Here is a 26,308-nt window from a genome sequence, read left to right on the forward strand (position 1 = left end):
AAATTCACTACATGATAAACGGCCAAACTCATATAAAATTGAGCTTGGCCGTTCCGCTTTTTAATTATATTAAAATAATTTAATTCAAATCTTCTTTAAAGGTTCTATTTTATCCCTTACCTATTCCCTACTATGATTGTGTAATTTTATTAGAAACTAATAATTTTTCAATGCATTTCGGTAACATATCTATTAGTGTTTCAAATGCGTAGTTTACATCTAGACGTTCTGTCCATTGATGTGCATCTTTTCCTACCGGCCCCATATTTAATACTGGAACATCAAACTCTTCTAATTCCTGAAGCGGAATTGAATAACCTTTATCCCATAATGGCATATTGTCTACAAGCGAACTCATTGAATCCAGTGGATACTGCAAGCCTACATAGCTTAAATCTGAAATCCCCCCAAAATAATTTTGGTTTTCAAATGTAATCTTATGATTGTAGTGTGCATACTTTTCCATTTCTACAACTACCTCTTTTATTAAAGGATTGTTGCGTGAACTCACAGCTGGATAGTACGGCGGAGCGAAGAAAAGTACAATCATCGGTGCCTTTTCTTTACATAAAATCGCTAATTTATCTACTAAATCAATCGTTACCGCACGATCATCTTTATCTTCTCTATTTTTTATAATATTAGATTGAATATGATTTATTTTTTCTTGTCCATGTTGCTCAATTGCATATGTGATAAGCTCTTCATAAGTTAATACATTTACTTTGAGATTAGGTGGTATAAATGGATTATATTTAGAAAAACGATATGCATGTTTTTCATACGACTCTTCTATTTTCTCTGCTACTTTCGTTACTTTTTGACGTAACAATGAAACTACATCTGTCATTGATTTTTCTAATAAAAACAAATTAAATAATGTAACTGCACGATGCGGAATTTGTACAGAATAATCCTCTTTTAAGTCCCTTTGAAGTAAGTTAGTTGGCGGAGGACTCGCTTCCCCTTCTACAATGTCACAAAGGTCTGTGTTTAACTCTAATTCTGCTGTTATTAATGAGGCCATATAACTCCCATTTAAGCCTGCAAAAGGTTCACCTACATGTGTCTCTTTTCCATAGCAAAGAAAACCAGGTAACACTTTACCAATAGAGCCAGTGTAAATATACTTATTTTGGTCACCAGGATGTCTTGAAAACATAGGCTCTGAGTTTAAGACCGTTTTATAATCTAAGTTATGCTCTCTTGCTAAATCTAACAATCTCGGAACAGCCGCCCTCATCCCTATAGAATTCACTTCTTCATCTGGTACAGCCAATAAAAGAACATTCCCATCGAATCTTCCTTCACATGCTTGTTCAATCATCGCCATTTGTAATGCGAGGCCGCATTTCATATCCATTGTCCCTCTACCAAACAGCCATTCTCCATGTTCTATATCTTCACGTACATGGTCTGGAAGTTCATCTTTATGAGAATAAAACATAGATGTTAACTTTTTAGGATTAAATGCATCTTCTTTCCACACTCCGTAATCTTGTACATCTACAACATCAAAGTGACTTACTAGAATTACAGTATTTTTTGTACTATCGCTTTTCTTTACTAGTGCTGTAACAAAATATCGTCCGTCCCCTGTCGGATTTTTTTGTAAATGATGCGGGTTTTCTTTGAAGTACTGTAAATCAGATAACTGTTCCACAACAAAGTCTGGCAATATTACTTCAGCTTCTGAACCGGTAATACTAGGAATTTCAACAAGACCGCTTAATAATTGAATCAATTGTTCTTTTGATTGCCACTTTGACATATAAATCCCCCTATTTTTCCGCATTATGAAAACTAATTCCATTATATGAATAAAAAAATGACGACAGCTATCAAAATTATAGTTCTGATGTACTGCCGATTTTTATTGATATTTCATGAGCCGCTTGTTTTACCTTGCTAATAAGAAAAGATAATCGATCATCATTAATACGATGACTAATTAACCCAACACTTAATGCTCCTACTACTTTATGATTAAATCCGATAATAGGTGCAGCTACTGAAGCTGTCCCTTCTGTTTTTTCACCATAACTGACAGCATATCCTTCATTTTTTATTTGCTTTATTTGATTAAGAAGAATTTGCTTTTGTTCTGGTAATGAAGAAAGTAAATTTTCTACAATATGTTCCATTTCATTCGTTTTCATATTGGCAAGCATCGTTTTATTTGCGGCACCAATTGAAAGTGGAATTTGTTCCCCTAGATTATCGATAACTCGAATTTTTAAAGGACTATCAATTCTTTCAATGATAATAGAATGTGTTCCGTTTGGAATATTTAAATAGACACTTTCCTCCACTTCAGCAGCTAAACGTTTCATCACTTCTCTTGCAACAGATCTGTAGTCTACCTTCTCCAATTGACGTAACCCTATTTCCATCCACATTGGTCCAATTTTGTACTGTTTTGTCTCTGAAATTTGTGTAACTAACCCATGCTCCATTAAAGAGTTAAGTAATCTATGTACTGTACTAACCGGGAGATGTGTTCCATCAGCTATATCAGAAATAGCCCAATACTCTTTTTCATTTGTAGAATTCAATAATTTAATAATACTTATCGCTCGATCAATGGACTGTACCATAACTCGCCTCAACTTTACTCGTAATATGTTAGTATGCTTAATTAACTATCAATTTAGCAAACATTCGAAATGAAATCAATCTATTTATTTAATTTTCTAACAATAAAAAACGTACCACTAACAAAGAATTGAAAACGCAAACAAAAAATTATTGACTTTTCTTTTTAATTATCTGAAAATTATAACAAGATTTCACATCACGGAATACATTCCATAATACGGAAAAACATCAAAATTTATTCTATCAACTATGAAAGTGAGGAAAACAATGGCGCAAGTAAGCAATACAAACAATGAATTAAAACGGACGATGAAAAGTAGACACTTATTCATGATTGCACTCGGTGGTGTGATTGGAACGGGGTTATTTAACGGATCTGGCTTTATTATAAGTCAAGCTGGACCTGGCGGATCCGTACTTGCCTTTATGGCCGGTGGATTATTAATGTATTTCGTTATGCTATGTCTTGGTGAACTTGCTGTAGCCATGCCTGTTTCAGGTTCTTTCCAAGAATATGCCACTAAGTTCATCAATCCTGCAACTGGCTTTACAATCGGATGGTTGTATTGGTTAAGCTGGGCGAATACGACCGGTCTTGAATTTACAACTGCCGGCATTACAATGCAGCGCTGGTTTCCTGATATTCCTGTTTGGGTTTGGTGTTTAATATTTGGCGTTACAATCTTCACTATTAATGCATTATCTGCTCGTAGTTATGCAGAAACAGAATTTTGGTTTTCAAGTATAAAAGTATCTGCCATTATCGCTTTCATTATTCTTGGCGGCGCCGCTATGTTCGGTTTTATTGATTTAAAAGGTGACGAACCCGCTCCGCTATTATCAAATTTCGTAAATCATGGTGGTTTATTCCCAAATGGACTTGCTGCTATTCTTTTAACAATGGTTACAGTCAATTATTCCTTCCAAGGTACAGAGCTTGTCGGAATCGCAGCAGGTGAAAGTGAAGATCCAGCAAAAACTTTACCTCGTTCTATTAGAAATATTATATGGCGCACGATGTTTTTCTTCGTCTTAGCAATCTTTGTTCTTGTTGCTTTAATTCCTTGGGAAGAAGCTGGATTAACAAAGAGCCCATTCGTTGCTGTTTTTGATAATATCGGTATTCCATATGCAGCTGATATTATGAACTTTGTTATTCTTACTGCTGTTCTTTCTGTTGCAAACTCAGGACTATACGCTGCTACTCGAATGCTTTGGTCTTTATCAAAAAACGAAATGGCTCCAGCCTTTTTAAAGAAATTATCATCACGTGGGATTCCTCTCAACGCTTTAATCATGACGATAGCTATTTCTGCTTTTTCTCTTTTGACAAGCGTAGTAGCTGCTGAAACTGTTTACTTGTGGCTCATTTCAATTTCCGGAGTCATTACCATTATTGTTTGGATGTCAATTTGTGTTTCTCAATTCTTTTTCCGCAAACATTATTTAGCAGACGGCGGAAAATTAGAAGACTTAAAATTTAAAACGCCACTTTATCCACTCGTACCAATTCTTGGTTTTGGATTGTATGGCATTATATTAATCAGTCTTATTTTTATCCCAGAACAACGACTTGGAATCTATTGCACTGTCCCATTTATCATCTTTTGCTACACTTACTATCACTTTAAAGTTAAGAAAAGAAATTCTACTAACACTCATAGTGAAACTAAAATTAGCGAGACTTCGTAATATTTGACGATACATAAAAGACCACACATGGCGTTTCACTTCATGTGTGGTCTTTTATCGTTCCTTCTCTCATTTCCCCCTACTATTGAAAGAATTATTTATAACACTTTAAGTTCTGGATTGCTCAGGTGAACTTTGGGTTGAAAAATGAGCATTTCTATACCTTTCCCGAAATTTCAAGTTCTGCTAATGATGTTGTAGAAAGTGTTAATGTAGTAAATACTATAATACTAACAATTACTATTTTTACTATTCATAAGTTGATGATTCTGCTTACTATTACTGTTTTGTTTTGATATATTTAATATATATTTAAAGACAGACAGGAGTTAGATACGATGATAAAAGGTTTTGGAGGAATATTTTGGAGAACTAAGAATCTTGAAGTTATAAAAAAATGGTACAGTGAAGTGTTGAAACTTGATATAGAAGATTGGAATGGAACTGTGATTAAACCCCAGTTAGGAAATGAGACAATCTTTTCTTTCTTTACAGAGAATGACAATTATTTTCCAAAAGAACAACAAGTGATGTTAAATTTCGAAGTACATAATCTAAACGAGACTATAAAGCATCTTGAGAATATTGGTGTACCTCTTGAGAAGAAAGAAGAAATCAGTGAATTTGGACAGTTTATTTGGATTAAGGATCCTGAAGGCCGATTGATCGAACTTTGGGAGAAATAGTGGATTCTACTTATTTACTATTAAGTTAACAGCTGCGTTAATACATCAAGGTAAATAAAAAAGTCGATTCCTTTAACTCCACAGGAAATCGATTTTTTTTGGAGTTAAACTTCTTAGCTTTGTAAATCCTCATTTTTCAAATTCTACCTATGGCCACCAACTTAAAAACATAAAAAAACGCTATTCTTACGAAAAGAATAGCGTTTTTCATTATTTAAATATGATTTCATCTGAATTTAATAGATATATCCCCTCTCCTACAAAAGTAGTAGAGTGTTCATTTAAACACTTACTACTTCAGTGGGATTTATCACATTCCAATTTCAATATAATAGTAAATAGGTATATCGGATATAGATGTACATTACTAGGCTTATACATGTTTCAACTTTAGAATTACATTCACTATTTAATTGGTAGTTACCAATAAAGAAAGGAATGATCATAATAATACAGAACATATACGAAACTCATTTACATGTAAGAAATTTAGAAAACGCAATAAATTTCTATCAAAACAAGCTAGGATTAACGTTAGCAAGAAAACTCTCCAAAAGAAGAGTGGCTTTCTTTTGGGTCGGAGAAAATAAACAACAAATGCTTGGACTATGGGAAGTACATAACATTGAAGACTTTGAGCCGAGACATTTTGCTTTTGGTGTAAATTTAGAGTTTTTAATGACTTCTAAAGCGTGGTTAGAGGAACGTGGAATAGCAGTGATAGGAAGTCAAGGAAAAGGAAATCAAGAGCCAATTGTCCAAAGGTGGATGCCTGCTGCAAGTGTATACTTTCTAGATTGTGATGGAAATAAATTAGAATTCATTTCTATGTTACATGAGAATCCAGATGAACTAGAATATGCATCCTATTTAAGTGTATGGAATACGGAACACCAAGAAAAATGAATGGAATTTTCGTTCAAGTCTTTTCTTATTTTTGGATATAATGTTGTACGATTCCCCTTTTGCTATTAATTTTCTTCGGATTTATGAACAGTTTTCGTAATGGAAAATTCATGATAACTCCATTTGTTAACATAATGTATTTATTGTCATCTTATATTTGTACTTACGTACGAGCAATTCCTAATCTGCTTCAATTACAATTTGAATTATGTAAATTTTCTTCTTATCTGGCATCTACTCTTTAAACAAAAACTCCCCTTAAATCGAAAATGATTAAGGGGAGTTTTATATACGATGCAATTATAGTTCAGATTTCACTCGAACAGAAACATTATTTTTAATTATATTTTTGACATCTTTAAAGCTAACAAAATTGTTACTTTTCTCATCCCAAAGACGGAAACGTAGTGATTGTAAGCTTGTAGCAAGCGTAATCGTTGGTACATTTTTTAACGGAAGCGTATTATTGTGTGCCTCTTCTAGTTTATAGTTAGGTACTCTTGGGCTTAAATGGTGAACATGATGGAATCCAATATTACCAGTTAAGAATTGCAAAATTTTAGGAAGCTTATAAAAAGAACTTCCTTCCACTGCCGCTTTCACATATTCCCAATCTTTATCCTCTTCAAAATAAGAATCCTCAAATGTGTGCTGTACGTAAAACAACCAAATACCTATTGAACCTGCTATTAAAAATATAGAACCATGTACTAAAAGAAACGATTGCCATCCAATTGCCCAGCAAAGCATTCCTATAATAGCAACGATTAAAATATTCGTTAAATAAGTGTTCATACGTTCTTTTTTTCTAGCACCTTTTCGGTTAAATCTATTTTTAAGCAGGAAAACATAAATCGGACCTAATCCAAACATAACGAATGGATTGCGATATAAACGATATGCTAAACGGAGTCTAAATGGTGCTGCTACATATTCATCTACTGTAAGCGTCCAAATATCTCCTGTACCCCTTTTATCCAAATTACCACTCGTAGCGTGGTGAATAGAATGCTCATGCCCCCACTGATCAAATGGGAATAATGTTAAAACACCCATACACGTTCCAACTATTCTATTTGCACGTCGACTTTTAAAAAACGAATAATGGGTGCAATCATGAAAAATAATGAAAATCCTTGTCATAAATCCAGCGGCTAACAATGCTGGAACTAATGTTAACCAATAAGAAACTGACAAACTTTTATAAGCAAGGTACCATAAAATAATAAATGGCACGATTGTGTTGATCAGTTGCCAAACACTTTTTTTAATCGTTGATTTTTCAAAAGGAGCAACTTGTTTTTTTAAATTTTTAGTATTTTCTAAGGTCATTGTTCTAATTCCTTTCCTTTTTGTTGCTAATTCATATTATAACACACTATTAGTATCAGGTGTTAAAAGTAGCTATAATAAATATTTTATACTATGAAAATCTCTTTTTTCTTACTCATTACTTACAAATTTCTTACGTCCAAAATAGCTTCTATAATTGGACAGACGGAGCATTTTATGTATCAAAGAAACTTCGAATTTTTCCAATAAGTACATAAAAAAACAGAGAGTTTTTTCACAAGAAGAAAAGAGCTGTCATAAGTCAGTTTCACCGACTTGTGGCAGCTCCTCTTCGTTTTACCTTATTTTATCGATGAAGCCAAACCGCACCTGCAGACTTGTCTTCAGCTTGGCCTACTACTTCAAACTTCAGTCCTAGTTTCGGCAACTTACGTCCTGCATCAGGAATGATGCTGTTGATATATTGCTTAGAATCATCAAATTTCGCCACTCCTGGTAATCCTTTATAATCAAAAATACCGCGAGTTGGTGAATTTACTTTCCATGCTGGCGTTTGATCAAATGAGAATGCCGCATCGGCAATTTGATAACGCGTACTGCTCTTCACAGTAGGTTGTCCGTTTAATGTCCCTACAATTGCCTCTGGATGAGAATCTACTACTCCTAAGAACCCTTCACCTGGATGAACGCCTACCCAGTTATCTGTAAAGCTTTGATCCGCATACCATACAACCATTCCTGTATTAAATACTGGTCCACGTGCATGTTGTAACGCAGTGTCAGAACCAGCGTAATTTCTCCACTCTACATAGTAATTATGTTTTTTCTGTTCAAATCCGTTAGACACAGTAAAGCCTTTTAACGTCATTGCTGGCTGACCTTCCGCATCATCAGAGAAAACAACTTTTCCATCTACAGTTAAGGCTGCATTATCTAACGCAAATCCTTTATAAGCTACTGCAATATCTGTTAAGTACTCAAATTGCAGTTTTACTTTTTTTCCTTTGAATTGGCTTAGATCGTATGATTTATCAACCCATTTACCATCAGTTGTATCCGCGCCGCCTTTTACATCTTTTTCGCCCATTCTATCAATGCGTGTCTTCGTTCCATCTTCTGCAATCGCATATACGTCAAGGAAATCATACTTCGCTTCAAGTTCGTAAAATGCCTTATAATCGAACTTAGCATCCTTTGCATTTGTTAAGTCAAATACTGGTGTCTCAAGTGTTGTATGAATGTCATTTCCTTTTGTACTATAATAGAACTTCTTACCAAACGCCGATTCGATATTTTTTATATCTTTGTCCGGCAAGTTAACACGAACGATTCCAGGTCGTTTAGATTTTGTAGTACTTTGATCTACATATGTCGCAACACCGATGCCTTTGCTAAGTTTGTCATAATCTACTTCAAGGATATTCGCCCAATTCCCCTTCATATTCTTTTGGAAAAACTCTTTATTTTGTGGTGAGAAACTCGTTGGCTCTGTTCCTGCAATTTTTCCAGCCCAGCTACCACCACTCATAATAGACCATGACTCAACAGGTTCACCTTGTCCTGAGTACTTTGTATCATATTCATCTGGTAAACCTAAATCATGACCATACTCATGCGCAAACACACCAACTGCTCCGTCTTCAGGCTCGATTGTATAATCATATGCAGCCATCTTTCCACCCCAGTTCGAAACAGAAGATTTCGTGCCATCAATTGCATATGGTTTTGAACCTAGTTTTGAACGATGTGACCAAATCGCATCATCTTTCAATTTACCGCCGCCAGCTTCTTGACCAACGCCAGCATGTACAACCATTAAATGATCAATAATGCCATCTGGCTCATTTTTATTTCCATCACCATCTTGATCGTATTGATCAAATTGGTCATAGTCTGCTAAATTGATTCCTTTTGCTACTGCTGCTTTTAATGCTTCTTTCACAAAATCTTTTGGTCCTAAAGGCCCCTTGTTATCATGCCCAGTACCCGCATCAGCACCATAATCTGATGCTTTTCCTGGAACAGTAAGCCATTCTGTTACAGTCCCATCAACTGTATAGCTACCACCAGATTGTTCTTCATAATATTGCTTAAATGTGTTAATCTTCGATCCATCAAATAAAGTGAATGGTTCATCACCAAATAACATTTTTTGATAATGTTCACGATTAAAGTCCTTAGAATACATGTATCCTGGCTCTTGATCAATATTGTTATGCTTAAAATCGCTAAATTCTACAAGTAAAACAAGTACTTTATCTTTTCGAACAGCTCCATTGTATTCTTCTTGCTTCGCTGATGTAGTAGGTACTTTTCCATTTAATTTCCCTGGATTTAATGCTGCACCTTGTCCAGCTACTGGGCCTACTTCAGGCTGCTGTGCCTGTTCATTTCCCTTCATTTTTGCATCTTTTACTTTTTTCATAAAATCAGAAGCTTCTTGTGTAAGACTATCTCCTGTTAAGATTTCTTTCCCAGGGTTTTCCCCTTTCTTTTTCTCAACATATTTTTCGACAGCTTTTGACGTCTCGGCTTGTGATGCAGATTGATCAATTACCCCCCGTTGTTTTAGCGCTTCTGCCAAACGCTCCTCCGGTATTAAGTGCTCATCTATTGGTAGAGATGATGTTGGTGTCTCAGCATACGCTGCGTGACCTCCAAAAGCAAACGTACTACTTAGTACCGCTGCTGTTGTTAATACCGCTAATGGTTTTAATTTCTTTTTCTTTTTCAATGTATTTCCTCCCCAGTGTCTGCAAATTATCGTTTTTTGCCGATAACAACATAATATTCGTTATAATACGAATATTCAATCTTTTTCAACAAATAAAATGTTGAGAAATATTTTTTTATGCAGAGTGAAATACAAAAGATAGAAAAACAAACAGGCTCTCCAATAAATAACAGTGAACTTTTATATGTTCTTAGTTACAATCAAAATCCAGTAAATCTGAGATTTATATTTTTTTAATAAAAATAAGAATTAAATATTTTCTATACTATTTAATCTATGGATTATCATATTACTCACTATTCTCATTATTACAAGCTAATAGTGGTTCATACATCATTATAGCGTGATTCTCCGTTACATATTGATCTTCTATTAACTGTTTCTGTTGATTATATACTTTACGTTGAATCACATTATGTCGTATATAACCGCCCCAGTATGCAGGTTGAATTGAGTGTTCTTTCTCATACACTTCATATTGATAAAGTTGCGGATAGACTGTTCTCCATTCACCAACTAAATATTCATCTGTCATATAAAGGTGAAGTTGATACGGTTGGTCCGTTTCATTTTTAATTTGTAAATCCAAATAGTTATAGGAACAAGTCGCTCCACTCCCAAACGGTTGAGTTCGCCTAGAATCAGGAAAGACATCAAAGCTATGACGATATCGTTCTGTTACTGTCAGTGGTGTATGTAAAGTCATCCAATATATTAAATTCGAAAGCTGACAAAGACCTCCTCCAATACCTGTTTTAAAAGATCCGTAGTGTAATACCATACCTTCTACATACCCTTTTTTCCTCGTAGGCTTACCTATTAAACGCCAGTAAGAAAATGTTTCTCCTGGTCTAATGACGATACCATTTAGTTTTTCAACAGCAATTTTCAAATTAACAACCTTATTCTGTTGATACCACATATCTACATCTTTGAGCTTACGAAGTAATATCGTTCGGTGCTGAATTGCTGTACAAGGTAGCTTTTCTTGTTGAAGCCTTTTTGCATATGTTTTTCCGTCTACTAACCACTGAATGTATCTCTTTGTAGAGTAATACCACGTCCCTAGCATAATGCGATACTTAGACCGCTGTTTAGGACGTAAGTGCACTATATTCATTTTATTCCCTCTCTCTTTCTTCAACTAAATTCTAATATACCTCTAATTCAATGAACTACAGTTTTCTTAGCTGCATAATAATTTTCGTAAATAAAGTGAAACTTTAATCAGCCCTCACCAATCGGGCTTTTACAGGCAGCCCGATTCCCACCTAACTTCTTTGCTTTCGCTGAATTTTGAGGTGGGGGTCTTACTGCCCGGCAAATAGCGGGATACAAAAGACGCAAAAAAATAATAAATTTACTCTAGTGAAGATTTTATTTTGATGATTGCTTTATAATTATATGAAACTGCGCTACAATACGATAAATTGAAATAAACATATTATAAATATAACGAATAATATTAAATAAAAAATAACGAAAATTAAAGAAATTCTAAAGTATTAATATATTTTTCATAAATATTAATTGATAATACATTAGACTTTACTATATGTATAAATTCTCTATTCTACAAAACGAAATTTTTTAATGTAAGAAAAAAATATAATTCCCCTTTCACATTTATACAAGTCTCATCTGGAAAACTTTCCAAAACAATCCGAACCCTTATATTTAGAATAAACACAAAAAAATTGCCACCAGTTAGCTTAACTGGTTGGCAATTTTTTAACGAGAATGCTTTACAAATAGTTGAATTGCTTCTTCTGGTACATAGCACTTTCCATTACTCTCTACAATAATACTTCCTAATTCATACCCTTTACCATTGATACGAATTATATTTTTGTTACCAAATAATTGTGCTTCTACTTTATTATGTTTTACTACGAGTAACGGGTTTGCTCCTTCGGTTTTGTCGGCTGTTACAGTTGCACCGATTTTCTTAAAGGCTTGTTCACTCTCTAAAAATATTTTATTCGTTACTTCTTCTAAGTTAAAGCCCATCGCTTTCGCCATCGTCTTCGCAATGTCTGTATTTTGGATTAAGCCTTCTGGTTTTTGAGGTCCATAAGAATGTAAAAATACATCCTCACCTGTATGTCCTCCTGTCGTAAAGCCGATATTTGCACGATTAGCCAATAATGTAGTAAGAATTCGTCCTACATCCATTTTCTTTTTTGCCGCTTTTAATTTTTCTTTTTCATCATGAGTTAGATTATCCAAACCGTATAGTTTAGCTACATCTTCTACATTTGATAAATCAGATTTCAGTTTATTTATAGTTCCTTCAAGTGTCATTTTCGCCTTTTTCAATGAATCAATGTATGCAGAAACCGGTGTAGTATTGTATCCTTTTGTCGTATTTCTATTCCCTATAGAGATACCGCTGTTACCATGATCAGTTAAAGCTATGAGCATCGTATCCCCATCTTTCTTCGCAAATTGTAACGCCTTTGCTACCGCTTCATCAAATGCCAATACATCACTAATCATCCCAATTGGATCATTAGCATGAGCTGCCCAATCAGGCTTACTACCTTCTACGAATAAAAAGAAACCATCTTTGTCTTTTGATAATGTTTGAATTGCTTTTTCTGTCATTTGAGAAAGTGTTGGTTGTTCTGGATTTGTTGCTATACGATCTATATCAAACGCAAGAGCATGATTTGAGAAAGAGCCCCAAATTTTATTAGATTTGGAGTTCAATAACGCATCTTTCGTTTCAACAAAATCGTATCCTTTGTCTTGAATCACCTTTACTAAATTTTCACCATCTTTTCGGATTCCATTACTTTTCATAGGTAGCAGCGCCGCTTTTCCCCCGCCTAATACGACATCTATATTTTGATATACTTGCTGCTTCGCAATTACGTCAAATTGCTTGCGATTGACATGGTGAGCCGAGAATCCCGCCGGAGTAGCATGCTGAATTTCAGATGTAGCAACAATTCCAGTTGCACGACCAGTACGTTTTGCACCTTCCAATACGTTTGCGACCGGCCGTAACTTGTCCTCTTCTTTTATTTGCTTTAAGTTAGGTGAATTTACAATAGAAGGTAGTACGCCTACATATCCTGAATTCGATTTATTTCCAGTTGCTAATGCTGTTGCTGCTGGCGCTGAGTCTGTAATAGCTGATTCTGCAGAATATGTACGAACACCTCCTGTTACAATTTGATCTAACGTAAGCGGTGCCCCTTTATACCAGCGAGCCAATGTTGTCGCCGTTGAACTTGTTCCGTCCATAACCATCATAATTATATTTTTAGGCTGGTGTTCTACTTTTTTCACCTTAGCTTTGGCCGCATGATAATTCATCATACTTTCCGTACTTAATACGCTTACTATTATAGCTCCCACTAATAGTAACTTTTTCATCTTCACACCATAATTCAACATGATTGTTCCTCCATAAACTTTGCATTCATTTCAATACACCTTATTTCCTTTCTCATTCCACAATCTACATATGTTTTATTAGTTCCCAATTCTCATAAAGCTAACAATAGTTACTTTCTATTTCTTTCATTAATTAAATATCGGTATGTGTCATCTATCTTATAAAAAAGATTTAGCATTCATTTCATTAATTACTTGTTTAACAATAAATCCTCGATTAAAAGAAATAAAATTTTATTGTTAAACAATAAATTTCATGTTAAATTAATAAGATATTAAATAAATGAGGTGCTTTTTATGAAACAAGGATCCACACTCTTTTTAAAGACCGTTGTGATTCTGATCGGAATCCCCGTTCTTGCTATGTGCATTTTTTTAGTTCCTAAAATAGGAAACTTCGCCGCAGAATTATATCCGGATATTGCATATATTAAATACCTTGTATTTATCAACTTATACGCAACAGCAATACCTTATTACTTCGCTTTGTACCAAACATTTAAGCTTTTAAACTATATTGATACAAACAACGCATTCTCTGAGTTATCTGTTAAAGCTTTAAAAAATATTAAGTACAGTGCATTGGCAATTAGTGTATTATATGTATTAGGTATGCCACTTTTCTATCTCGTGGCAGAGAGAGATGACGCCCCTGGCATTATTATTATCGGAATGATTATGATTTTTGCTTCAATGGTAATCGCGGTCTTTGCTGCCGTTCTCCAAAGACTATTAAAAGATGCTATAGATATAAAATCAGAAAATGATTTAACGGTCTGAGGTGAATAATATGGCAATTATTATTAATATTGATGTAATGTTAGCAAAAAGAAAAATGAGTGTAACAGAACTTTCGGAGAAGGTTGGAATTACAATGGCTAACCTTTCTATCTTGAAAAATGGAAAAGCAAAAGCAGTCCGTTTTTCAACTTTAGAAGCAATATGTAAAGCATTAGAATGCCAACCGGGGGATATTTTAGAATATCAACCTGAAGATACCGAATAAAAAGAGTCCTTCATACGAGTAATGGGTTCAGTTTAGGAAGAGAAAAATGCTAATAAACATTAGAAATAACAAACTAAAACGCTCAGAAAATATTCTGAGCGTTTTTTATTTCCTTCTTCAACTAAAGCACCAGTTAGTGTAAAAAGCTATTTCACCATTTGTATGGCTAACTTATCTTTTAACATTGACCTATATGAGTCAATTTCATATTTTGTATTATTGATTGTTTCTTTTTTCATTTTTAACATATCGAATATTTCTAATTCTAAATTCCTTCTAGCTTCAAGAACTTTTATCGCTCCTTCTACACCTGAATGGTGATGTTCTTTCCCATAGCCTTGGTTAGTGTAATAGTCGATAATTCCTGTGGACCATTCTGGAGTTCTTTCTTTTAACGCCTTCCTAAATGAAAATTCAAGATTATCTTGTTCTACATACAATAACATTGGGTTTAAATTCTCTATGATTTTTGCAACTTTCATTACATAATTTATTATTTTTTCTTTTTGTTCACCATATTTAATCATCCCAATAGTTAATGGATTTTGTATGAAACAACATTCAAAGATATAAACCTTATTGTCTTCTAGAGCGATTTCAGCAAAGTCATTCCATTTGTCAGCAATTAATTCAACATTTTTATCGAATGGTAATTCGTATATATCATTTTTTAAAATAATGTTAAATAATTCGTCCGAAAACTGGTCACCAAACTCATTTTTCATCTTTCTGTATGGTAATAAATAATTGCTTCCTTTTTTTAGAACTTTCTTAAGGAGCACTTCTTTAAAATCTCCACTGTTAGATAATAATCTATTGAACTCAAATTTATTAAAACAAGATACACCATCATAGTCGGCTGGGTGGTTCAAATTTCCCTCTAAAAATAGTTCAACTTCAATTTTATTTTGGCTTAGAATTTCATTTATTAGCTTTGCAGTGGTTGATTTTCCAAATCCAGGTAACCCTTCTACTATTATTAGTTTTGTATTCATAGTTATAAACCCCTATCTTCAAAGTATTTAACCAAGATTAAAAAAATCACTTAATCCACTACAATCACCCCTTCAAAATATGATATTTACCATTTCCTTTGAAAAAACCTTCTTAAAGTAATCTGAACGCTAGTTTAAGAACATTTTTTCACAATCTCTATAATTATTTTAACATAAATTTTCCATTTATCTTATTATTTAGAACGCTATTTAACTATATGAAAGCGCTTAAACACTGAAATAACAATAAAAAAAGGGATGCTAAATCATAAGTGATTTACATCCCTAATTTGTATGTTATTTTATATTTTCACTCCCGTAACTATACCCGTTATCATACGAAAAGGACTCTTTTTATTACACATTACGGCGCAAAACTAATTTGACCAGTAAACAATAGGATAATTGCTATGATCCAAAATATAAAAAATGATGAGGACAGTATTAATGAAAGAATAGCAATCCCCTTCTTCTCTGTTTTTTTCGTCATTGTTATTATAGAAAGCATAATACCTACACCTGTCAGAGCAATTGTAATATAATCTCCAACTATATTACCTGCATTCGCTATCCTTGTTGGCGTTATAAAAACGAATAGAAAACACAAAATGCCGATGAGTAAAGATATATAGCTTATTATACTGTACTTCTTTTTAGGAACTATTTCTGTTTTCATACTAATCCCACCCCTTCTATATAGCTATGAGTTTATATTAGCATGAATAACCATAATTTGGTTACAATAAAAAAACAGATACAGTGGAAACTTCCACTGTATCTGTTTTTTTATTTAATAAATAACCCTGCTATTTCTTCTTTTTCATTATAAGTTATAATAAATGTCCGTTGTTCTTTACTATATTTCGCTACAAGAATAACTGTATATAAACCATTTTTTTCTTCAATCGATTGTTTTTCAATTTTTTCGAACGTACCAGCTTTCTCAATTACAGGTGTAAGATCTTTCATTTTTTCTTCTGGTAATTCAGCTTTCATTTTACTATCAAATTTTTCATGCACTTCTTTATACTTTGCCTCATTTAATAATGATACAATTTCTTCCGCCTTCGGAATAAATTTTTTTGACGTACTTTCATCTACTTTATTACCGGTACAAGCTGCGAGCGCGAACGCCGCGATAGCACTTATAATAATAAGTAACATTCTTCTCATTTTAATACACCCCTTCTTTTTAATATGAAACTATGGCTAAAAACAAGTACAGCAGAAATTGCGATTGAAACTTCTACAGCAATGATCCCATTTGTTCCTGGTACATATAGTGGTATAATACCTGCTAATGTATTTACAGCTCCATGAATGAGTATAGCGAAAACAACATAATGAAATTTCTTTTGGACTACAGCTTGCAATACAATGAAAGAAAGCCCAATATGCAATACCATCGCAAAGATACGCTCAATACCGCCGAAATAATAACTATCACCATTTTGGATGACTGTTTGTGACAATAATAAGGATATTACCGGGATACCAACTATCAATACTGCCTCAATACCACCATGCCCTGCTCCAAATAAAAAACCAGATTGCCAATCTCGTTGTTTCATAAAATAGCGCATTGCGATAAAACGAGCTATCTCTTCAAAAATACCTGCTGATAAACTAAGCAAAAGTACAAATAGTACAGGCTGCGTAGCAGAAAACATTTGAAAATCTGTGCTAGTTCCATTTAAATAATTCAGTATTGGTATGCGAATTAATATTTGTGATACAACAAAAGCCAATACACCTAACATATATGGAAAATAGCGTTTCTTCCAAAAAGCATATAAAAGTACTACAAGCGGTAAACCAAAGCTAATCATTGTTGTAAAAATAAGACCATTCATCTCGCTTCACCTCTTACTTGAAGTGTATAAAAATAAGTGAAGGAAGTATGTAGTTATTTCTTATTCGGTTTCATTTTCATCATAGATGGTCATTTTATCTCTTTTAATATGAATGTTTGGGTGAAATAAGGACTTACATAAGTTGTTTCTAATGTCGCGTTATTTGTTTTGTTCATGATTCTTTTTAACGAGAATAACCCGTATCCTCTCGCCCCTTCTTTACTGGAATGGTTTTTCTCATAAATTTTTTGCAAATTAATCACTTCACTCTTTGAACTATTACGTACAATAAAATACTGCCCTGAATCCATTTCAAAGAATGCGATTTGCAATATCTTTTCCTCGCTATGTACTGCTTCTTCAATTGCATTGTCTATTAAAACCGAGATGATGCGAATAAATGAAATGATCGTCATCGAAATACTTTCAATTTTCTCCGGTATATCAAGCATTACTTTTAGGTTTTGTTGCTGGGCAGTGCCAACTTTCGCTCTTAATACACTTCTCACTTCAGGAATATGTATGCGAGATAATTTCGCAATATCAAGTTCATGATCATTTATTGTTTTTAATGTAGGAGCTATAACATCATAATACACTTGCTCAATTTCCTTCACATTTTTTGTACGTATTCCCTCTTCTAACGCTAGTAATACATTCATATAATCATGACGGAAACTAGCAAGCTCATCATGCATATCCTCTAATTTCTCCACATAATCTAATAACTCCTTATCTAAACGTTTTTCATGCTCTTCTCGTAATTTTTCTTTCGATAGGTGTGAGCTTATTAGTACAATGATTATTAATAATAAAAATACAATAATCGCTGAAATATAACTTACTTCACTGTATTGTTGATTTAATTGCGCTAAAAACTCAGTAGATGGCCTAGTTAAAATTAGTTCAATAACGAATCCGATAATTAATAATATATAAGTTACATAGTATAGCGGACTACCTACTATATATTGAGCAATTTTTCGTATTCTTTTACGAGCTACTAAAATACCGATAAAAGTAAGGATTGATACAATATGATGAATCATACTACCTGTCCATAAATATAAATTGAATGGCGTTAACATAAAGATTTTCATTCCTAAATCGAAAAGCAACATTTTCACTAACGTTATTATCACCATACTAACTAGTGCAAAATATAAATTATGCTTAAATTTCAATTCATGTTGCATTAACCCTAAACTTATTAGAAATAACACAATGGTACTATTCAACTCTGGGTATCTTGTTACTGTTACGACAATAGCAAGTAGAATAATGAATACCGTACTTAAAGCTATTAACATTCTAACTGACAATCTGTTGTACCGGATTAATTGAATGTATAAAAATGTATGGCTCATACTAGTAAGCAATATTGCAAATAAATCATAAATATACATTACATCTCACCCTTTAACATATTACGTACTTTACTCACTAAACGACGTGATACTGGAATACGCTTCCCGCTTTTTAAAACTATCATTTTTTGCTTCACATCGTAAGAAGACATTTGCTTCGTATTCACGATATATGATTGATGACAACGAAATAAACGTTCATCTATTAATTCAATTTCCTTTAAAGTCCCGTAAAAATAAACGATTCGATCTAACGTCACTAATGCTAGACGATGCGGTTCATCGGTCATAACATATTCAACTTCTTGAAATGGAACTCGCACAGTCGCATTACTATTTTCAACGATAAAATCATCGGATGGAATGAACTGCTTATTACGTGCTTCATATTGAAGTAAACATTGTTCCAAAACCATATATCGCTCTTCGTATGGTAACCCTTTATCAATAAAAGTTAAAGCTGATACCATATATTGATATGAAATAGGTGCAAATTCAGAATGTGTCGTTACAAACACAATAATCCCTTGCGTATCATACTTTCGTATTTCTTGCGCCACTTGTAAACCTTTACGCTCTTCTCTTTTTATCTCTATATCTAAAAAATAAATTGGTACATATGTTACCTTTGAAATGTTATTAATTATGTTTTCACTTTTACTAGTTACTTCGATAAAGTCAAAAGGCAATATGTACTTCTCACAAATCTCCTCAACTAGTTGTTTCATTTGCTGCGCTTGTATGACATCATCTTCTAAAATGAAAATACTCATGTTATCACTCGCTTTATTGAAATCTTTTCATCTATAGATTTATCTATAACTATATAATTCAAATTGTTATACGAATTTCCTTCCCAATACTTACAAAATAATTTACGATAACATAGAATAACCTCAACTTTTCAAGCAAAAAGCTGAGGTTTTCTTCAAATCATTTAATGACTAAATCCGCCCTATTCCTCGGCGATTCCATTTCTAAGTAATAATCCTCTGCTTTCCAATACCTATTTTCAAACTTTGAAAGGTTTTTCTGTGTCTCCTCACTCTCACGTAGAAACCTTGTCTCTCTTGGACAGTCCAAATAGACCATATAATGAAAGAAATCTCTCCATTCTTTTCGCTGCAGAAAAACTCCTTCAATAACAATTACGCCTACAATAGGAATCTGCACTTTTTTCATTTCACATGAGTCTGTTTCCTCTTGATAAAAAGGCAAAGTTAATTTTGTCTCATGTTGTAACTTCTGAAAAAACTTCTGCCTCAAGTATGTAATATCCCACTGTAAACAATAATACTCATACCATTCTTCATGGTTTGTATAATAGCGTCGATTACGCTCTACTATATGATCATCAATATGGAAAATATGAAACGGAATGCCTTCTTGTTTCATATTTTCTTTTAAATTTGCTACGAATGTTGTTTTTCCTGAACGACTTAAACCATCTATACCTAAAATGAATCTATTTTCCCTATGATTCTTCATAATCGTTATAAGTTCGTTTGTACTCATTACTTCTTCCACTCTTCTTTTAATAAAGAATATAAAATGGTATCATGAGCAACTCCATTTTGAATCATATGTTTTCGAAGTAATCCTTCTTCTTGAAATCCTGCTTTTATTAACAACTTTTGAGAAGCTTTATTTTCTACATATACAACCGCTGCGATTCTTATCAGTTGCAGCATTTCAAATCCGTAAGCTAAAATCGCTTGTAATGCTTCCGATGCATATCCTTGTCCCCAATATGTATCATCTAATTCATAACCAATTTCAGCTCGTTTATGAATATTATTAATTAAATGAAATCCGCACGTTCCGATTAATTGGCCCGTCCCTTTTTTCTCGATTCCCCAGCGAAATACACTGCCCTCTTCATAACGATTGTTAAACGTTTGAATCGTTGTTTTCGCTTGCTCAATATTTTCAAAAGAATCCATTCCGAAATAACGTATAACTGATTCTTTCGAAAAATATTGGAACATCGTTTCTGCATCTAATAGTGTAAGTTCTCTTAAGAGTAAACGTTCTGTTTCTAGTTTTGGAAATCCCATCTCTCTTTCTCCCTCTATTCTAATGAACTGCAAATTTCAATATAATTTCCATCTGGATCAGCAATGTAAGCAATTGTTTGTCCCCACGGTTTTACAATAGGTTCAACTAAAATCTTGATTCCTTGTTCTCTAAATTGCTCAATCGTTTTTTGTACATTCTCAACAACGAATCCTAATTCAAAATGAGAAGACTGTAATTCACCTTCTGTAAGCGGTAGTCCTGTTAATTCTTTCACATCTTGCCGCGTATTCATCGCTAAAATGGTAGTTCCAGTATTAAATTCAATATATGTACCGTGCTCTGCTTTTATAGGTAACTGTAAAATATCTTTATAGAATTTTAAACATTCTTCAAACTTTTCTACATATAAAATGATGTACTTCATTTTCAAATCCATTTTACATCCCCCTTTATATCTATCCCTAAAATTTCGACAAAAGTCTCATAAAAACCTTGTTCTTTGTTGTAATGAGCAAAAAAAATGAGGCCGATTTCTCGGCCCCCCAGCTTATTGGCATAAAACAGGAGATTTGGTTTGGACATAACCAGTTCGTACTTTTATTATATTTTATTTTTTCTGAATTTTAAATACATTAAACACCTATTTATATTGAGAAAGTTTTTTGCTTGCATAAAATTAAAGATTTTAAGAAATGATACAAATGGAGGTGTATACATATGGAACCAATGCTATGTCCAAGCTGTAAAACGAACCGTACTCGCTTTAATATTCTTGAACAACAAGTAAAACCAGTCAAATTAAATCCACAAACTGGTCAAGTAGAAGAAGAATACACAAATGAAACGATGAATGCTTTTCATATGGCCTATCAAGGACCTACATACCGCGTCCAATGCGCTGTATGTGGGCTTGTTGAAAACCCTGAACAATTTATTAAACCTGCTCAAAATCAGTCTTTCTAACAATGTCATTACTATCCCTTTTAGAAATAGATTTTTTCTATAAGGGATTTTTCCATTTAATAAGTTAATTAAAGATGTATTTCTTCCTTATTATATATTAAAATCCACACCCTTTTGGTAATATTTACATAAGGGGGGGATAACAAATGATTTTAAATAAAAAGATAATGCTTCCATCAACATTTCTACTAGTAACTTGCCACATAGTCATCTTTTACTTTTGGATCTTCGATTTTGAAAAAATAACGACTCCTTACGGTCTAACAATATGGATTGTTTCTACTATTTGTGGTCTTTTACTTTATTACCATTTTAAAAATCAAAAATCTAATAAAGTGATATTTATTGCTAATTCTTTATTATTAATTATTTCTTCTTCATTTATGATTTTTTTAGGTATTGTTACTGGTATTATCTTTGTAACTGTTAATTCTATGAATTAAAAAGGTAGTCTTTTATTATGTAAAAAAGAATGAACAAAATAAATATATATAAAGATTAGAGAAGATGATTTCCCAATATATCTTCTCTAAGAATATCACTCTTTGTTAAAATATTTCCTTTTTCAATTTTTTAAGCTTTCTAAATAAATTAATAAACGCATATGAATATATACAAACTAAAAACCCTACCATACCTCTATATAATCCTGATTCTGATACTCCAAGAAAACATAAGTAAAGCACTGGAATTAACGTTACAAACATAATTGCAACGAACTGTATCAATTCAACAAGTTTTTGTATCTTCGTTTCTTTGTCTGAATAAATATCAGGTAACTCATTTTCCTCGTCTACTTCTTTACAGAAATAATTCCATTTCGCAAAACTCGTTACATGTTTCCAGCCACACATTTCATATATATCAATATATTCTAGTTGTTTTTCTTTCGAATCTTTATAATCCAGTCTAAAATCCGCTTTATATATTACATCTTTCGGTTCAGTTTTCTTAAACGTATACATTACATTATACTTTTGTAAAGCCCATCCTTTTTGATGCATTTTTCTTAAAAAAGCTTCTTCTTTTTCCAAGCTCCATATCGCGAAAGGTTTGAATACCTTCTTTGTCTCCATATTCCATTCACTCCCCTAATATACTATTCCCATTCCTTACAGATCTCTGTAACCTGTTATACTCGAGCTCTAACACTTCTCTCCCAAACGTTGTTAACTCATAGCACTTCTTTCTATCTGTAGAGGCAACTTCAACAATTAATTTTTCTTTTAGTAATTTCGTCGTATTCCCGTATAACGTACCAGGACCGAGTTTTACTTCTCCATTTGTCATCTCTTCTACCATTTGCATAATTCCATAACCATGCATTGGCTTTACAAGTGACAATAATATGTAGTATGTCGCCTCAGTTAACGGAATATATTTTTGCGCCTTTGCATTCATTATAACTACCTCCGATACATCGTCTTATGATATATCGACTTACGATACATCGTATACCGATATTGTATAATCATATTCCAAAATATGCAAGCTTAATTTAATAATTAAATATCTATTTCTTTGAATTAAAAAATCATACTAATTTTCTGAATAATTTGTTAAAATATAGAAATATTAGCTCTTTTATACTGAAAGGAATGGTACATATGATAAATAAATTGAAAGAAAACATAGGATCTGTGTTTGTTGGTAAAGAAAATGTTATTGATCTACTGCTTGTTTCACTGCTTGCTGATGGACATGTACTACTCGAAGACGTGCCTGGTACTGGGAAAACGTTACTGGCGAAAACCATTTCAAAAAGTATTGGCGGTAGTTTTTCTCGTGTTCAATTTACCCCTGATGTACTTCCAAGTGATGTAACAGGTATTGAATACTTTAACCCAAAAACAAGTGAATTTGAGTTAAGAATTGGACCCGTTATGACAAACATTTTGCTAGCAGATGAAATTAACCGTGCAATGCCGAGAACACAATCTAGTTTGTTAGAAGCGATGGAAGAGCGACAAGTGACGCTTGAAAAACAGTCTACTCCTCTCCCAAAACCGTTCTTTGTTATTGCAACACAAAACCCAATTGAATCACAAGGGACTTTCCCTCTTCCAGATGCACAGCTTGATCGCTTTTTAATGACGATTTCAATCGGTTATCCAACTCCTGAAGATGAGTTACAAATGATGCGACGTTTTCGTAATGATATACCGCTAGAACGTGTCACACCTGTTATCTCTTTAGAAGATATATTAGAATCACAGAAACGAATAAAAGAAATTTTCATATCAGAACCGTTAGAACATTACATAATTAAACTTGCACAAGCTACTCGAAATCACGATTACATCGCTAACGGTGTAAGCCCACGTGCCACACTTTCTTTAGTGCGCGCAGTTCAAGCATTAGCCTTCTTACGCGGGAGAGAATATTGCACCCCTGAAGATATACAATTTTTAACTCCTTCTGTTTGGAATCACCGTATTGTCTTATCAATGGAAGGTGCCCTGCGCACGACTAAAAATGATATAATGCAAAGTATTTTAAAAGAAGTTGACGTACCTGTGGAGATTGAGCAAGTATGAATGGACAGCGTGTTGTAACTGTACCTTTATTTTTTCAACTCCATATTATTCAACTAACTGTGCCAGGCGCTATACTATTTACGTTTTTTATGCCGCAACGAATTATAATGTTTCTCTTTTTCTCCTATTATTTATTTGCGATTTTCATTTATAAATATGTCGCTTACATAGAGAAAAAATTTGAAGTTATAAACGAGAGACAAACAACTCGGCTTTTCCCTGATGAATCTGGAAAGTTTTTTATTCATTTGAAAAACGGTGCACATATCCCTCTCGTTAATGGTGTTTGTTATTTTCATTTAGATTCGTCTCTTATACAGCATAAAGATCAAGGAATTGAACGAATATCAAAAACGTTATTCTCTTTTCCATTTTCACAACCTGCACATTCGGCGCAAAAATGGGATTTAACATTAACCGCAACGAAACGTGGTGTGTTTCAAATTGAACAGTTCGAATGCGTTTTAAAAGATCCTTTTCATTTATTAAATGTACACTTACCTGTTTTCGATAAGTTAAAAACTGAAATTATTGTGTATCCTTCTCCTAAAGAAGTAGCAGGTTTGCAAGAACTTCAGCAACTTCTAACTGGTTCTTATCGAACTAATTTTTCTTTTTACAATGATGAAACATCTATTATCGGTGTAAAGCGATATGAGCGTGAGTCTTTCCGCTCTATTCATTGGAAGGCATCTGCTAAAATGCAAGAATTACAAGCGAAGCAATTTGAACCTGTAAAAAATTATAGTTGGACGATTTGTCTTTCTTTAGCTGCCGATCGTGGATTTGGTTGGAAAGATAATGTTGAAGATTTAATTTCATTCGCAACATACATTTGCCAATATGCAACGAAGCATCACATACCGTTTGAATTATTTATTAGTGTATTAGCAGAAGGTGGTGCATTACATTTATCGTTACATGAAGGGCAAACACAATATGCAAAAGCTTTAGAAGAATTAGCACGTGTTTCAGATGATAGTACGTTACTGCCGAAACAAGGATTCCTTCATTATGTAATGAGAAAGAGAGAACGTTCGTCTACAATGATATACATTGGTTTACAGAAAAATGAACTCCCTCTTCTCTCGCAGCCAACGTTCCTCATTAATAGCGAAGGGATGGTGGAATCGATTGAAAACTTGGCTCTATCACGTTAATGACTTTATTTTGCTTCTCCTCCTTTCATTATTAACAGAAAGGGATGACCTTGTTGCTATTTCCATATTTTTAGCAACAGGCTATGTAGGCGTATTTCTTCTTCATAAATTTATGAAGAAAAAAACAACAGGATTTGTCATACTGTTCATTACTCAAATAATTGGTTGTTCTTTCCTTCTCCCATTCTCTCTATTTGGCACAATTATGTTACCGCTTTTCTTCTTTATCGTACATGTAGTCGGACCAGGATATCCAGTTCAAAAATCGTTAGGCGGTATTGTTTGGTTTAGTATTTCAACCATATTTTATGCGCCCTTTCCACCTTTGTGGAAGCTGTTACTATTAGTTATACACATTATGATTACATTTTGGTTAACTGGGGCAAATCGGAATCAACAGTTATTACGTTTCATTTCTATCATTACGATTGGTGTAATGAGTATAGTACTTGTTCAAGTGTTTCCTTTCATTCGACTTATTTTTTCCTATATCATAGAAACAGTTGCATTAGGATTCGGATACGCTATCAATCCGTTATTTTCAGCAGCTGAATTAAAAGAAACTGATGATTTTTGGTCGAATAAAGGGAATTTAAAGGATCCTCAAATTAAGGATGTGTTTGGACAGCGTGCTTTTGACCCCACACTCATAAATAGCATTACCATAATAGTATGTACAACCATTGCTATTTACGTTGTTTGGAAAATAATAAAAAGACGAAAACAATTCAGTTTACCAAATATGCCTGCCTTCGAATCTACTATCATTACTAATAAAGAAGGAACGAACCAAAATCGTTTTAAACGAAATAAACCGCCGCATAACGAAATTCGGAAGGAAATTTTCAAGCTAGAGAGTAAGTTAACCCCTCCTTTAAATAGAAAACGGGGAGAAACTGTTGAGGCTTGGCTAGAAAGAATAAATGATGAAGAAGATGTAAATATTCAAAGTGATATTATTATAGATGCTTATAATACGGTGCGTTATTCAAATGGTAAAAGCATTGTACTTCTGCATGAATTTAAGGAAGAGATTCATAAGCTTTATGCCTATCAGAAAAGTTTGAAGAAACGAAAGAAATAACGTAACAAAA

The 26,308-nt window shown here is 33.4% G+C and carries 28 protein-coding genes; 10 read left to right on the forward strand and 18 right to left on the reverse strand.

Features of this window, described 5'->3' with window-relative positions; genetic code table 11:
• Window positions 1-130: 130 nt before the first annotated feature.
• On the reverse strand, window positions 131-1,795 hold the full coding sequence (locus QCI81_RS01955) for a M20/M25/M40 family metallo-hydrolase (RefSeq protein WP_003274521.1): 1,665 nt from the start codon (window positions 1,793-1,795) through the stop codon (window positions 131-133).
• Between the two features lie 52 nt (window positions 1,796-1,847).
• Window positions 1,848-2,597: an IclR family transcriptional regulator gene (locus tag QCI81_RS01960; protein ID WP_000250751.1), complete on the reverse strand. Its 750-nt coding sequence runs from the start codon at window positions 2,595-2,597 to the stop codon at window positions 1,848-1,850.
• Between the two features lie 268 nt (window positions 2,598-2,865).
• Between QCI81_RS01960 and QCI81_RS01965 the strand changes: the two genes are divergently transcribed.
• The 3 genes from QCI81_RS01965 (at window position 2,866) to QCI81_RS01975 (ending at window position 5,882) form a co-directional block, all read left to right on the forward strand.
• On the forward strand, window positions 2,866-4,290 hold the full coding sequence (locus QCI81_RS01965; protein ID WP_000079995.1) for an amino acid permease: 1,425 nt from the start codon (window positions 2,866-2,868) through the stop codon (window positions 4,288-4,290).
• Window positions 4,291-4,628: 338 nt separating this feature from the next.
• Window positions 4,629-4,976 (forward strand): VOC family protein, encoded by a 348-nt coding sequence (locus QCI81_RS01970; RefSeq protein WP_000589591.1) that lies wholly within the window; start codon window positions 4,629-4,631, stop codon window positions 4,974-4,976.
• 447 nt (window positions 4,977-5,423) lie between these two features.
• Window positions 5,424-5,882 (forward strand): VOC family protein, encoded by a 459-nt coding sequence (locus tag QCI81_RS01975; RefSeq protein WP_071732057.1) that lies wholly within the window; start codon window positions 5,424-5,426, stop codon window positions 5,880-5,882.
• 300 nt (window positions 5,883-6,182) lie between these two features.
• Here the strand turns inward: QCI81_RS01975 and desA are convergent, their stop codons facing one another.
• From desA to QCI81_RS01995, 4 genes are all read right to left on the reverse strand, one after another.
• A complete protein-coding gene (gene desA / locus QCI81_RS01980) occupies window positions 6,183-7,214 on the reverse strand; it encodes a Delta(5) desaturase DesA (protein WP_000171496.1) in 1,032 nt (343 codons plus the stop codon).
• Window positions 7,215-7,521: 307 nt separating this feature from the next.
• The gene (locus QCI81_RS01985) at window positions 7,522-9,909 is read right to left on the reverse strand and encodes an immune inhibitor A domain-containing protein (RefSeq protein ID WP_151527158.1); all 2,388 of its coding nucleotides are present in this window, start codon (window positions 9,907-9,909) and stop codon (window positions 7,522-7,524) included.
• Window positions 9,910-10,198: 289 nt separating this feature from the next.
• On the reverse strand, window positions 10,199-11,029 hold the full coding sequence (locus QCI81_RS01990; protein WP_043936937.1) for a VanW family protein: 831 nt from the start codon (window positions 11,027-11,029) through the stop codon (window positions 10,199-10,201).
• A gap of 611 nt (window positions 11,030-11,640) precedes the next feature.
• Window positions 11,641-13,314 (reverse strand): alkaline phosphatase, encoded by a 1,674-nt coding sequence (locus QCI81_RS01995; protein ID WP_071732032.1) that lies wholly within the window; start codon window positions 13,312-13,314, stop codon window positions 11,641-11,643.
• A gap of 297 nt (window positions 13,315-13,611) precedes the next feature.
• Between QCI81_RS01995 and QCI81_RS02000 the strand changes: the two genes are divergently transcribed.
• Window positions 13,612-14,094: a DUF2975 domain-containing protein gene (locus QCI81_RS02000; RefSeq protein ID WP_053564140.1), complete on the forward strand. Its 483-nt coding sequence runs from the start codon at window positions 13,612-13,614 to the stop codon at window positions 14,092-14,094.
• 10 nt (window positions 14,095-14,104) lie between these two features.
• Window positions 14,105-14,320: a helix-turn-helix domain-containing protein gene (locus QCI81_RS02005; protein WP_000974619.1), complete on the forward strand. Its 216-nt coding sequence runs from the start codon at window positions 14,105-14,107 to the stop codon at window positions 14,318-14,320.
• A 146-nt stretch (window positions 14,321-14,466) separates the two neighbouring features.
• Here QCI81_RS02005 and QCI81_RS02010 read toward each other — a convergent pair whose 3' ends face one another.
• From QCI81_RS02010 to QCI81_RS02055, 10 genes are all read right to left on the reverse strand, one after another.
• Window positions 14,467-15,315 carry a P-loop NTPase family protein gene (locus tag QCI81_RS02010; RefSeq protein ID WP_071732031.1) on the reverse strand — a complete coding sequence of 283 codons (849 nt, stop codon included), beginning with the start codon at window positions 15,313-15,315 and terminating at the stop codon, window positions 14,467-14,469.
• A 364-nt stretch (window positions 15,316-15,679) separates the two neighbouring features.
• Complete coding sequence (locus QCI81_RS02015; protein WP_000845548.1) at window positions 15,680-15,991, reverse strand: hypothetical protein; 312 nt, start codon at window positions 15,989-15,991, stop codon at window positions 15,680-15,682.
• A 110-nt stretch (window positions 15,992-16,101) separates the two neighbouring features.
• On the reverse strand, window positions 16,102-16,488 hold the full coding sequence (locus QCI81_RS02020; protein ID WP_029442652.1) for a DUF3887 domain-containing protein: 387 nt from the start codon (window positions 16,486-16,488) through the stop codon (window positions 16,102-16,104).
• On the reverse strand, window positions 16,485-17,168 hold the full coding sequence (locus QCI81_RS02025) for a YhfC family glutamic-type intramembrane protease (protein WP_071732029.1): 684 nt from the start codon (window positions 17,166-17,168) through the stop codon (window positions 16,485-16,487). The genes QCI81_RS02020 and QCI81_RS02025 overlap by 4 nt, the downstream gene beginning before the upstream one ends.
• A gap of 89 nt (window positions 17,169-17,257) precedes the next feature.
• Window positions 17,258-18,574 (reverse strand): GHKL domain-containing protein, encoded by a 1,317-nt coding sequence (locus tag QCI81_RS02030; protein WP_071732028.1) that lies wholly within the window; start codon window positions 18,572-18,574, stop codon window positions 17,258-17,260.
• Complete coding sequence (locus tag QCI81_RS02035; RefSeq protein ID WP_071732027.1) at window positions 18,574-19,308, reverse strand: LytR/AlgR family response regulator transcription factor; 735 nt, start codon at window positions 19,306-19,308, stop codon at window positions 18,574-18,576. The genes QCI81_RS02030 and QCI81_RS02035 overlap by 1 nt, the downstream gene beginning before the upstream one ends.
• Before the next feature lie 160 nt (window positions 19,309-19,468).
• On the reverse strand, window positions 19,469-20,050 hold the full coding sequence (locus tag QCI81_RS02040) for a kinase (RefSeq protein ID WP_071732026.1): 582 nt from the start codon (window positions 20,048-20,050) through the stop codon (window positions 19,469-19,471).
• A complete protein-coding gene (locus QCI81_RS02045) occupies window positions 20,050-20,592 on the reverse strand; it encodes a GNAT family N-acetyltransferase (protein ID WP_000506654.1) in 543 nt (180 codons plus the stop codon). Before QCI81_RS02045 ends, QCI81_RS02040 begins: the two co-directional genes overlap by 1 nt.
• A gap of 14 nt (window positions 20,593-20,606) precedes the next feature.
• Window positions 20,607-20,990, reverse strand: coding sequence for a VOC family protein (locus tag QCI81_RS02050; protein ID WP_000364502.1), 384 nt, complete (start codon window positions 20,988-20,990; stop codon window positions 20,607-20,609).
• On the reverse strand, window positions 20,981-21,136 hold the full coding sequence (locus QCI81_RS02055; protein WP_000042833.1) for a hypothetical protein: 156 nt from the start codon (window positions 21,134-21,136) through the stop codon (window positions 20,981-20,983). Before QCI81_RS02055 ends, QCI81_RS02050 begins: the two co-directional genes overlap by 10 nt.
• Before the next feature lie 135 nt (window positions 21,137-21,271).
• Between QCI81_RS02055 and QCI81_RS02060 the strand changes: the two genes are divergently transcribed.
• Entirely contained in the window at window positions 21,272-21,517 is a 246-nt protein-coding gene (locus QCI81_RS02060; protein WP_000433609.1) for a hypothetical protein, read from the forward strand.
• A 146-nt stretch (window positions 21,518-21,663) separates the two neighbouring features.
• Window positions 21,664-21,960 carry a hypothetical protein gene (locus QCI81_RS02065; protein ID WP_071732025.1) on the forward strand — a complete coding sequence of 99 codons (297 nt, stop codon included), beginning with the start codon at window positions 21,664-21,666 and terminating at the stop codon, window positions 21,958-21,960.
• Window positions 21,961-22,065: 105 nt separating this feature from the next.
• Here QCI81_RS02065 and QCI81_RS02070 read toward each other — a convergent pair whose 3' ends face one another.
• Together QCI81_RS02070 and QCI81_RS02075 are read right to left on the reverse strand one after the other, a co-directional pair.
• The gene (locus tag QCI81_RS02070; RefSeq protein ID WP_015406491.1) at window positions 22,066-22,521 is read right to left on the reverse strand and encodes a DUF2812 domain-containing protein; all 456 of its coding nucleotides are present in this window, start codon (window positions 22,519-22,521) and stop codon (window positions 22,066-22,068) included.
• 79 nt (window positions 22,522-22,600) lie between these two features.
• On the reverse strand, window positions 22,601-22,918 hold the full coding sequence (locus QCI81_RS02075; protein WP_000991893.1) for a PadR family transcriptional regulator: 318 nt from the start codon (window positions 22,916-22,918) through the stop codon (window positions 22,601-22,603).
• 206 nt (window positions 22,919-23,124) lie between these two features.
• Here QCI81_RS02075 and QCI81_RS02080 point away from each other — a divergent pair, with 206 nt between their 5' ends.
• From QCI81_RS02080 to QCI81_RS02090, 3 genes are read left to right on the forward strand one after another with little or no spacing between them, the layout of a single operon-like run.
• Window positions 23,125-24,054, forward strand: a complete 930-nt coding sequence (locus tag QCI81_RS02080; protein WP_069355829.1) for an AAA family ATPase — start codon at window positions 23,125-23,127, stop codon at window positions 24,052-24,054.
• Window positions 24,051-25,214, forward strand: coding sequence for a DUF58 domain-containing protein (locus QCI81_RS02085; RefSeq protein ID WP_071732024.1), 1,164 nt, complete (start codon window positions 24,051-24,053; stop codon window positions 25,212-25,214). The genes QCI81_RS02080 and QCI81_RS02085 overlap by 4 nt, the downstream gene beginning before the upstream one ends.
• Window positions 25,189-26,298: a DUF4018 domain-containing protein gene (locus tag QCI81_RS02090; RefSeq protein ID WP_071732023.1), complete on the forward strand. Its 1,110-nt coding sequence runs from the start codon at window positions 25,189-25,191 to the stop codon at window positions 26,296-26,298. Before QCI81_RS02085 ends, QCI81_RS02090 begins: the two co-directional genes overlap by 26 nt.
• Window positions 26,299-26,308: the final 10 nt, after the last annotated feature.

The organism is Bacillus cereus group sp. MG20 (assembly GCF_040459885.1).
Classification (GTDB): domain Bacteria; phylum Bacillota; class Bacilli; order Bacillales; family Bacillaceae_G; genus Bacillus_A; species Bacillus_A cereus.

Bases quoted from the DNA above. Each gene is read 5' to 3' on its own strand.
- QCI81_RS02065 (WP_071732025.1), top strand. From the start codon at position 21,664: ATGATTTTAAATAAAAAGATAATGCTTCCATCAACATTTCTACTAGTA.
- QCI81_RS01960 (WP_000250751.1), bottom strand. From the start codon at position 2,597: ATGGTACAGTCCATTGATCGAGCGATAAGTATTATTAAATTATTGAAT.
- QCI81_RS02020 (WP_029442652.1), bottom strand. From the start codon at position 16,488: ATGAGAAGAATGTTACTTATTATTATAAGTGCTATCGCGGCGTTCGCG.
- QCI81_RS02040 (WP_071732026.1), bottom strand. From the start codon at position 20,050: ATGAGTACAAACGAACTTATAACGATTATGAAGAATCATAGGGAAAAT.
- QCI81_RS02055 (WP_000042833.1), bottom strand. From the start codon at position 21,136: ATGTCCAAACCAAATCTCCTGTTTTATGCCAATAAGCTGGGGGGCCGA.
- QCI81_RS02075 (WP_000991893.1), bottom strand. From the start codon at position 22,918: ATGAATGCAAAGGCGCAAAAATATATTCCGTTAACTGAGGCGACATAC.
- QCI81_RS02005 (WP_000974619.1), top strand. From the start codon at position 14,105: ATGGCAATTATTATTAATATTGATGTAATGTTAGCAAAAAGAAAAATG.
- QCI81_RS01990 (WP_043936937.1), bottom strand. From the start codon at position 11,029: ATGAATATAGTGCACTTACGTCCTAAACAGCGGTCTAAGTATCGCATT.
- QCI81_RS01955 (WP_003274521.1), bottom strand. From the start codon at position 1,795: ATGCGGAAAAATAGGGGGATTTATATGTCAAAGTGGCAATCAAAAGAA.
- QCI81_RS02050 (WP_000364502.1), bottom strand. From the start codon at position 20,990: ATGGATTTGAAAATGAAGTACATCATTTTATATGTAGAAAAGTTTGAA.
- QCI81_RS02060 (WP_000433609.1), top strand. From the start codon at position 21,272: ATGGAACCAATGCTATGTCCAAGCTGTAAAACGAACCGTACTCGCTTT.
- QCI81_RS01970 (WP_000589591.1), top strand. From the start codon at position 4,629: ATGATAAAAGGTTTTGGAGGAATATTTTGGAGAACTAAGAATCTTGAA.
- QCI81_RS01995 (WP_071732032.1), bottom strand. From the start codon at position 13,314: ATGTTGAATTATGGTGTGAAGATGAAAAAGTTACTATTAGTGGGAGCT.
- QCI81_RS02000 (WP_053564140.1), top strand. From the start codon at position 13,612: ATGAAACAAGGATCCACACTCTTTTTAAAGACCGTTGTGATTCTGATC.
- QCI81_RS02080 (WP_069355829.1), top strand. From the start codon at position 23,125: ATGATAAATAAATTGAAAGAAAACATAGGATCTGTGTTTGTTGGTAAA.
- QCI81_RS02010 (WP_071732031.1), bottom strand. From the start codon at position 15,315: ATGAATACAAAACTAATAATAGTAGAAGGGTTACCTGGATTTGGAAAA.
- QCI81_RS02035 (WP_071732027.1), bottom strand. From the start codon at position 19,308: ATGAGTATTTTCATTTTAGAAGATGATGTCATACAAGCGCAGCAAATG.
- QCI81_RS01965 (WP_000079995.1), top strand. From the start codon at position 2,866: ATGGCGCAAGTAAGCAATACAAACAATGAATTAAAACGGACGATGAAA.
- QCI81_RS02085 (WP_071732024.1), top strand. From the start codon at position 24,051: ATGAATGGACAGCGTGTTGTAACTGTACCTTTATTTTTTCAACTCCAT.
- QCI81_RS02015 (WP_000845548.1), bottom strand. From the start codon at position 15,991: ATGAAAACAGAAATAGTTCCTAAAAAGAAGTACAGTATAATAAGCTAT.
- QCI81_RS02030 (WP_071732028.1), bottom strand. From the start codon at position 18,574: ATGTATATTTATGATTTATTTGCAATATTGCTTACTAGTATGAGCCAT.
- QCI81_RS02025 (WP_071732029.1), bottom strand. From the start codon at position 17,168: ATGAATGGTCTTATTTTTACAACAATGATTAGCTTTGGTTTACCGCTT.
- QCI81_RS02070 (WP_015406491.1), bottom strand. From the start codon at position 22,521: ATGCATCAAAAAGGATGGGCTTTACAAAAGTATAATGTAATGTATACG.
- desA (WP_000171496.1), bottom strand. From the start codon at position 7,214: ATGACCTTAGAAAATACTAAAAATTTAAAAAAACAAGTTGCTCCTTTT.
- QCI81_RS02045 (WP_000506654.1), bottom strand. From the start codon at position 20,592: ATGGGATTTCCAAAACTAGAAACAGAACGTTTACTCTTAAGAGAACTT.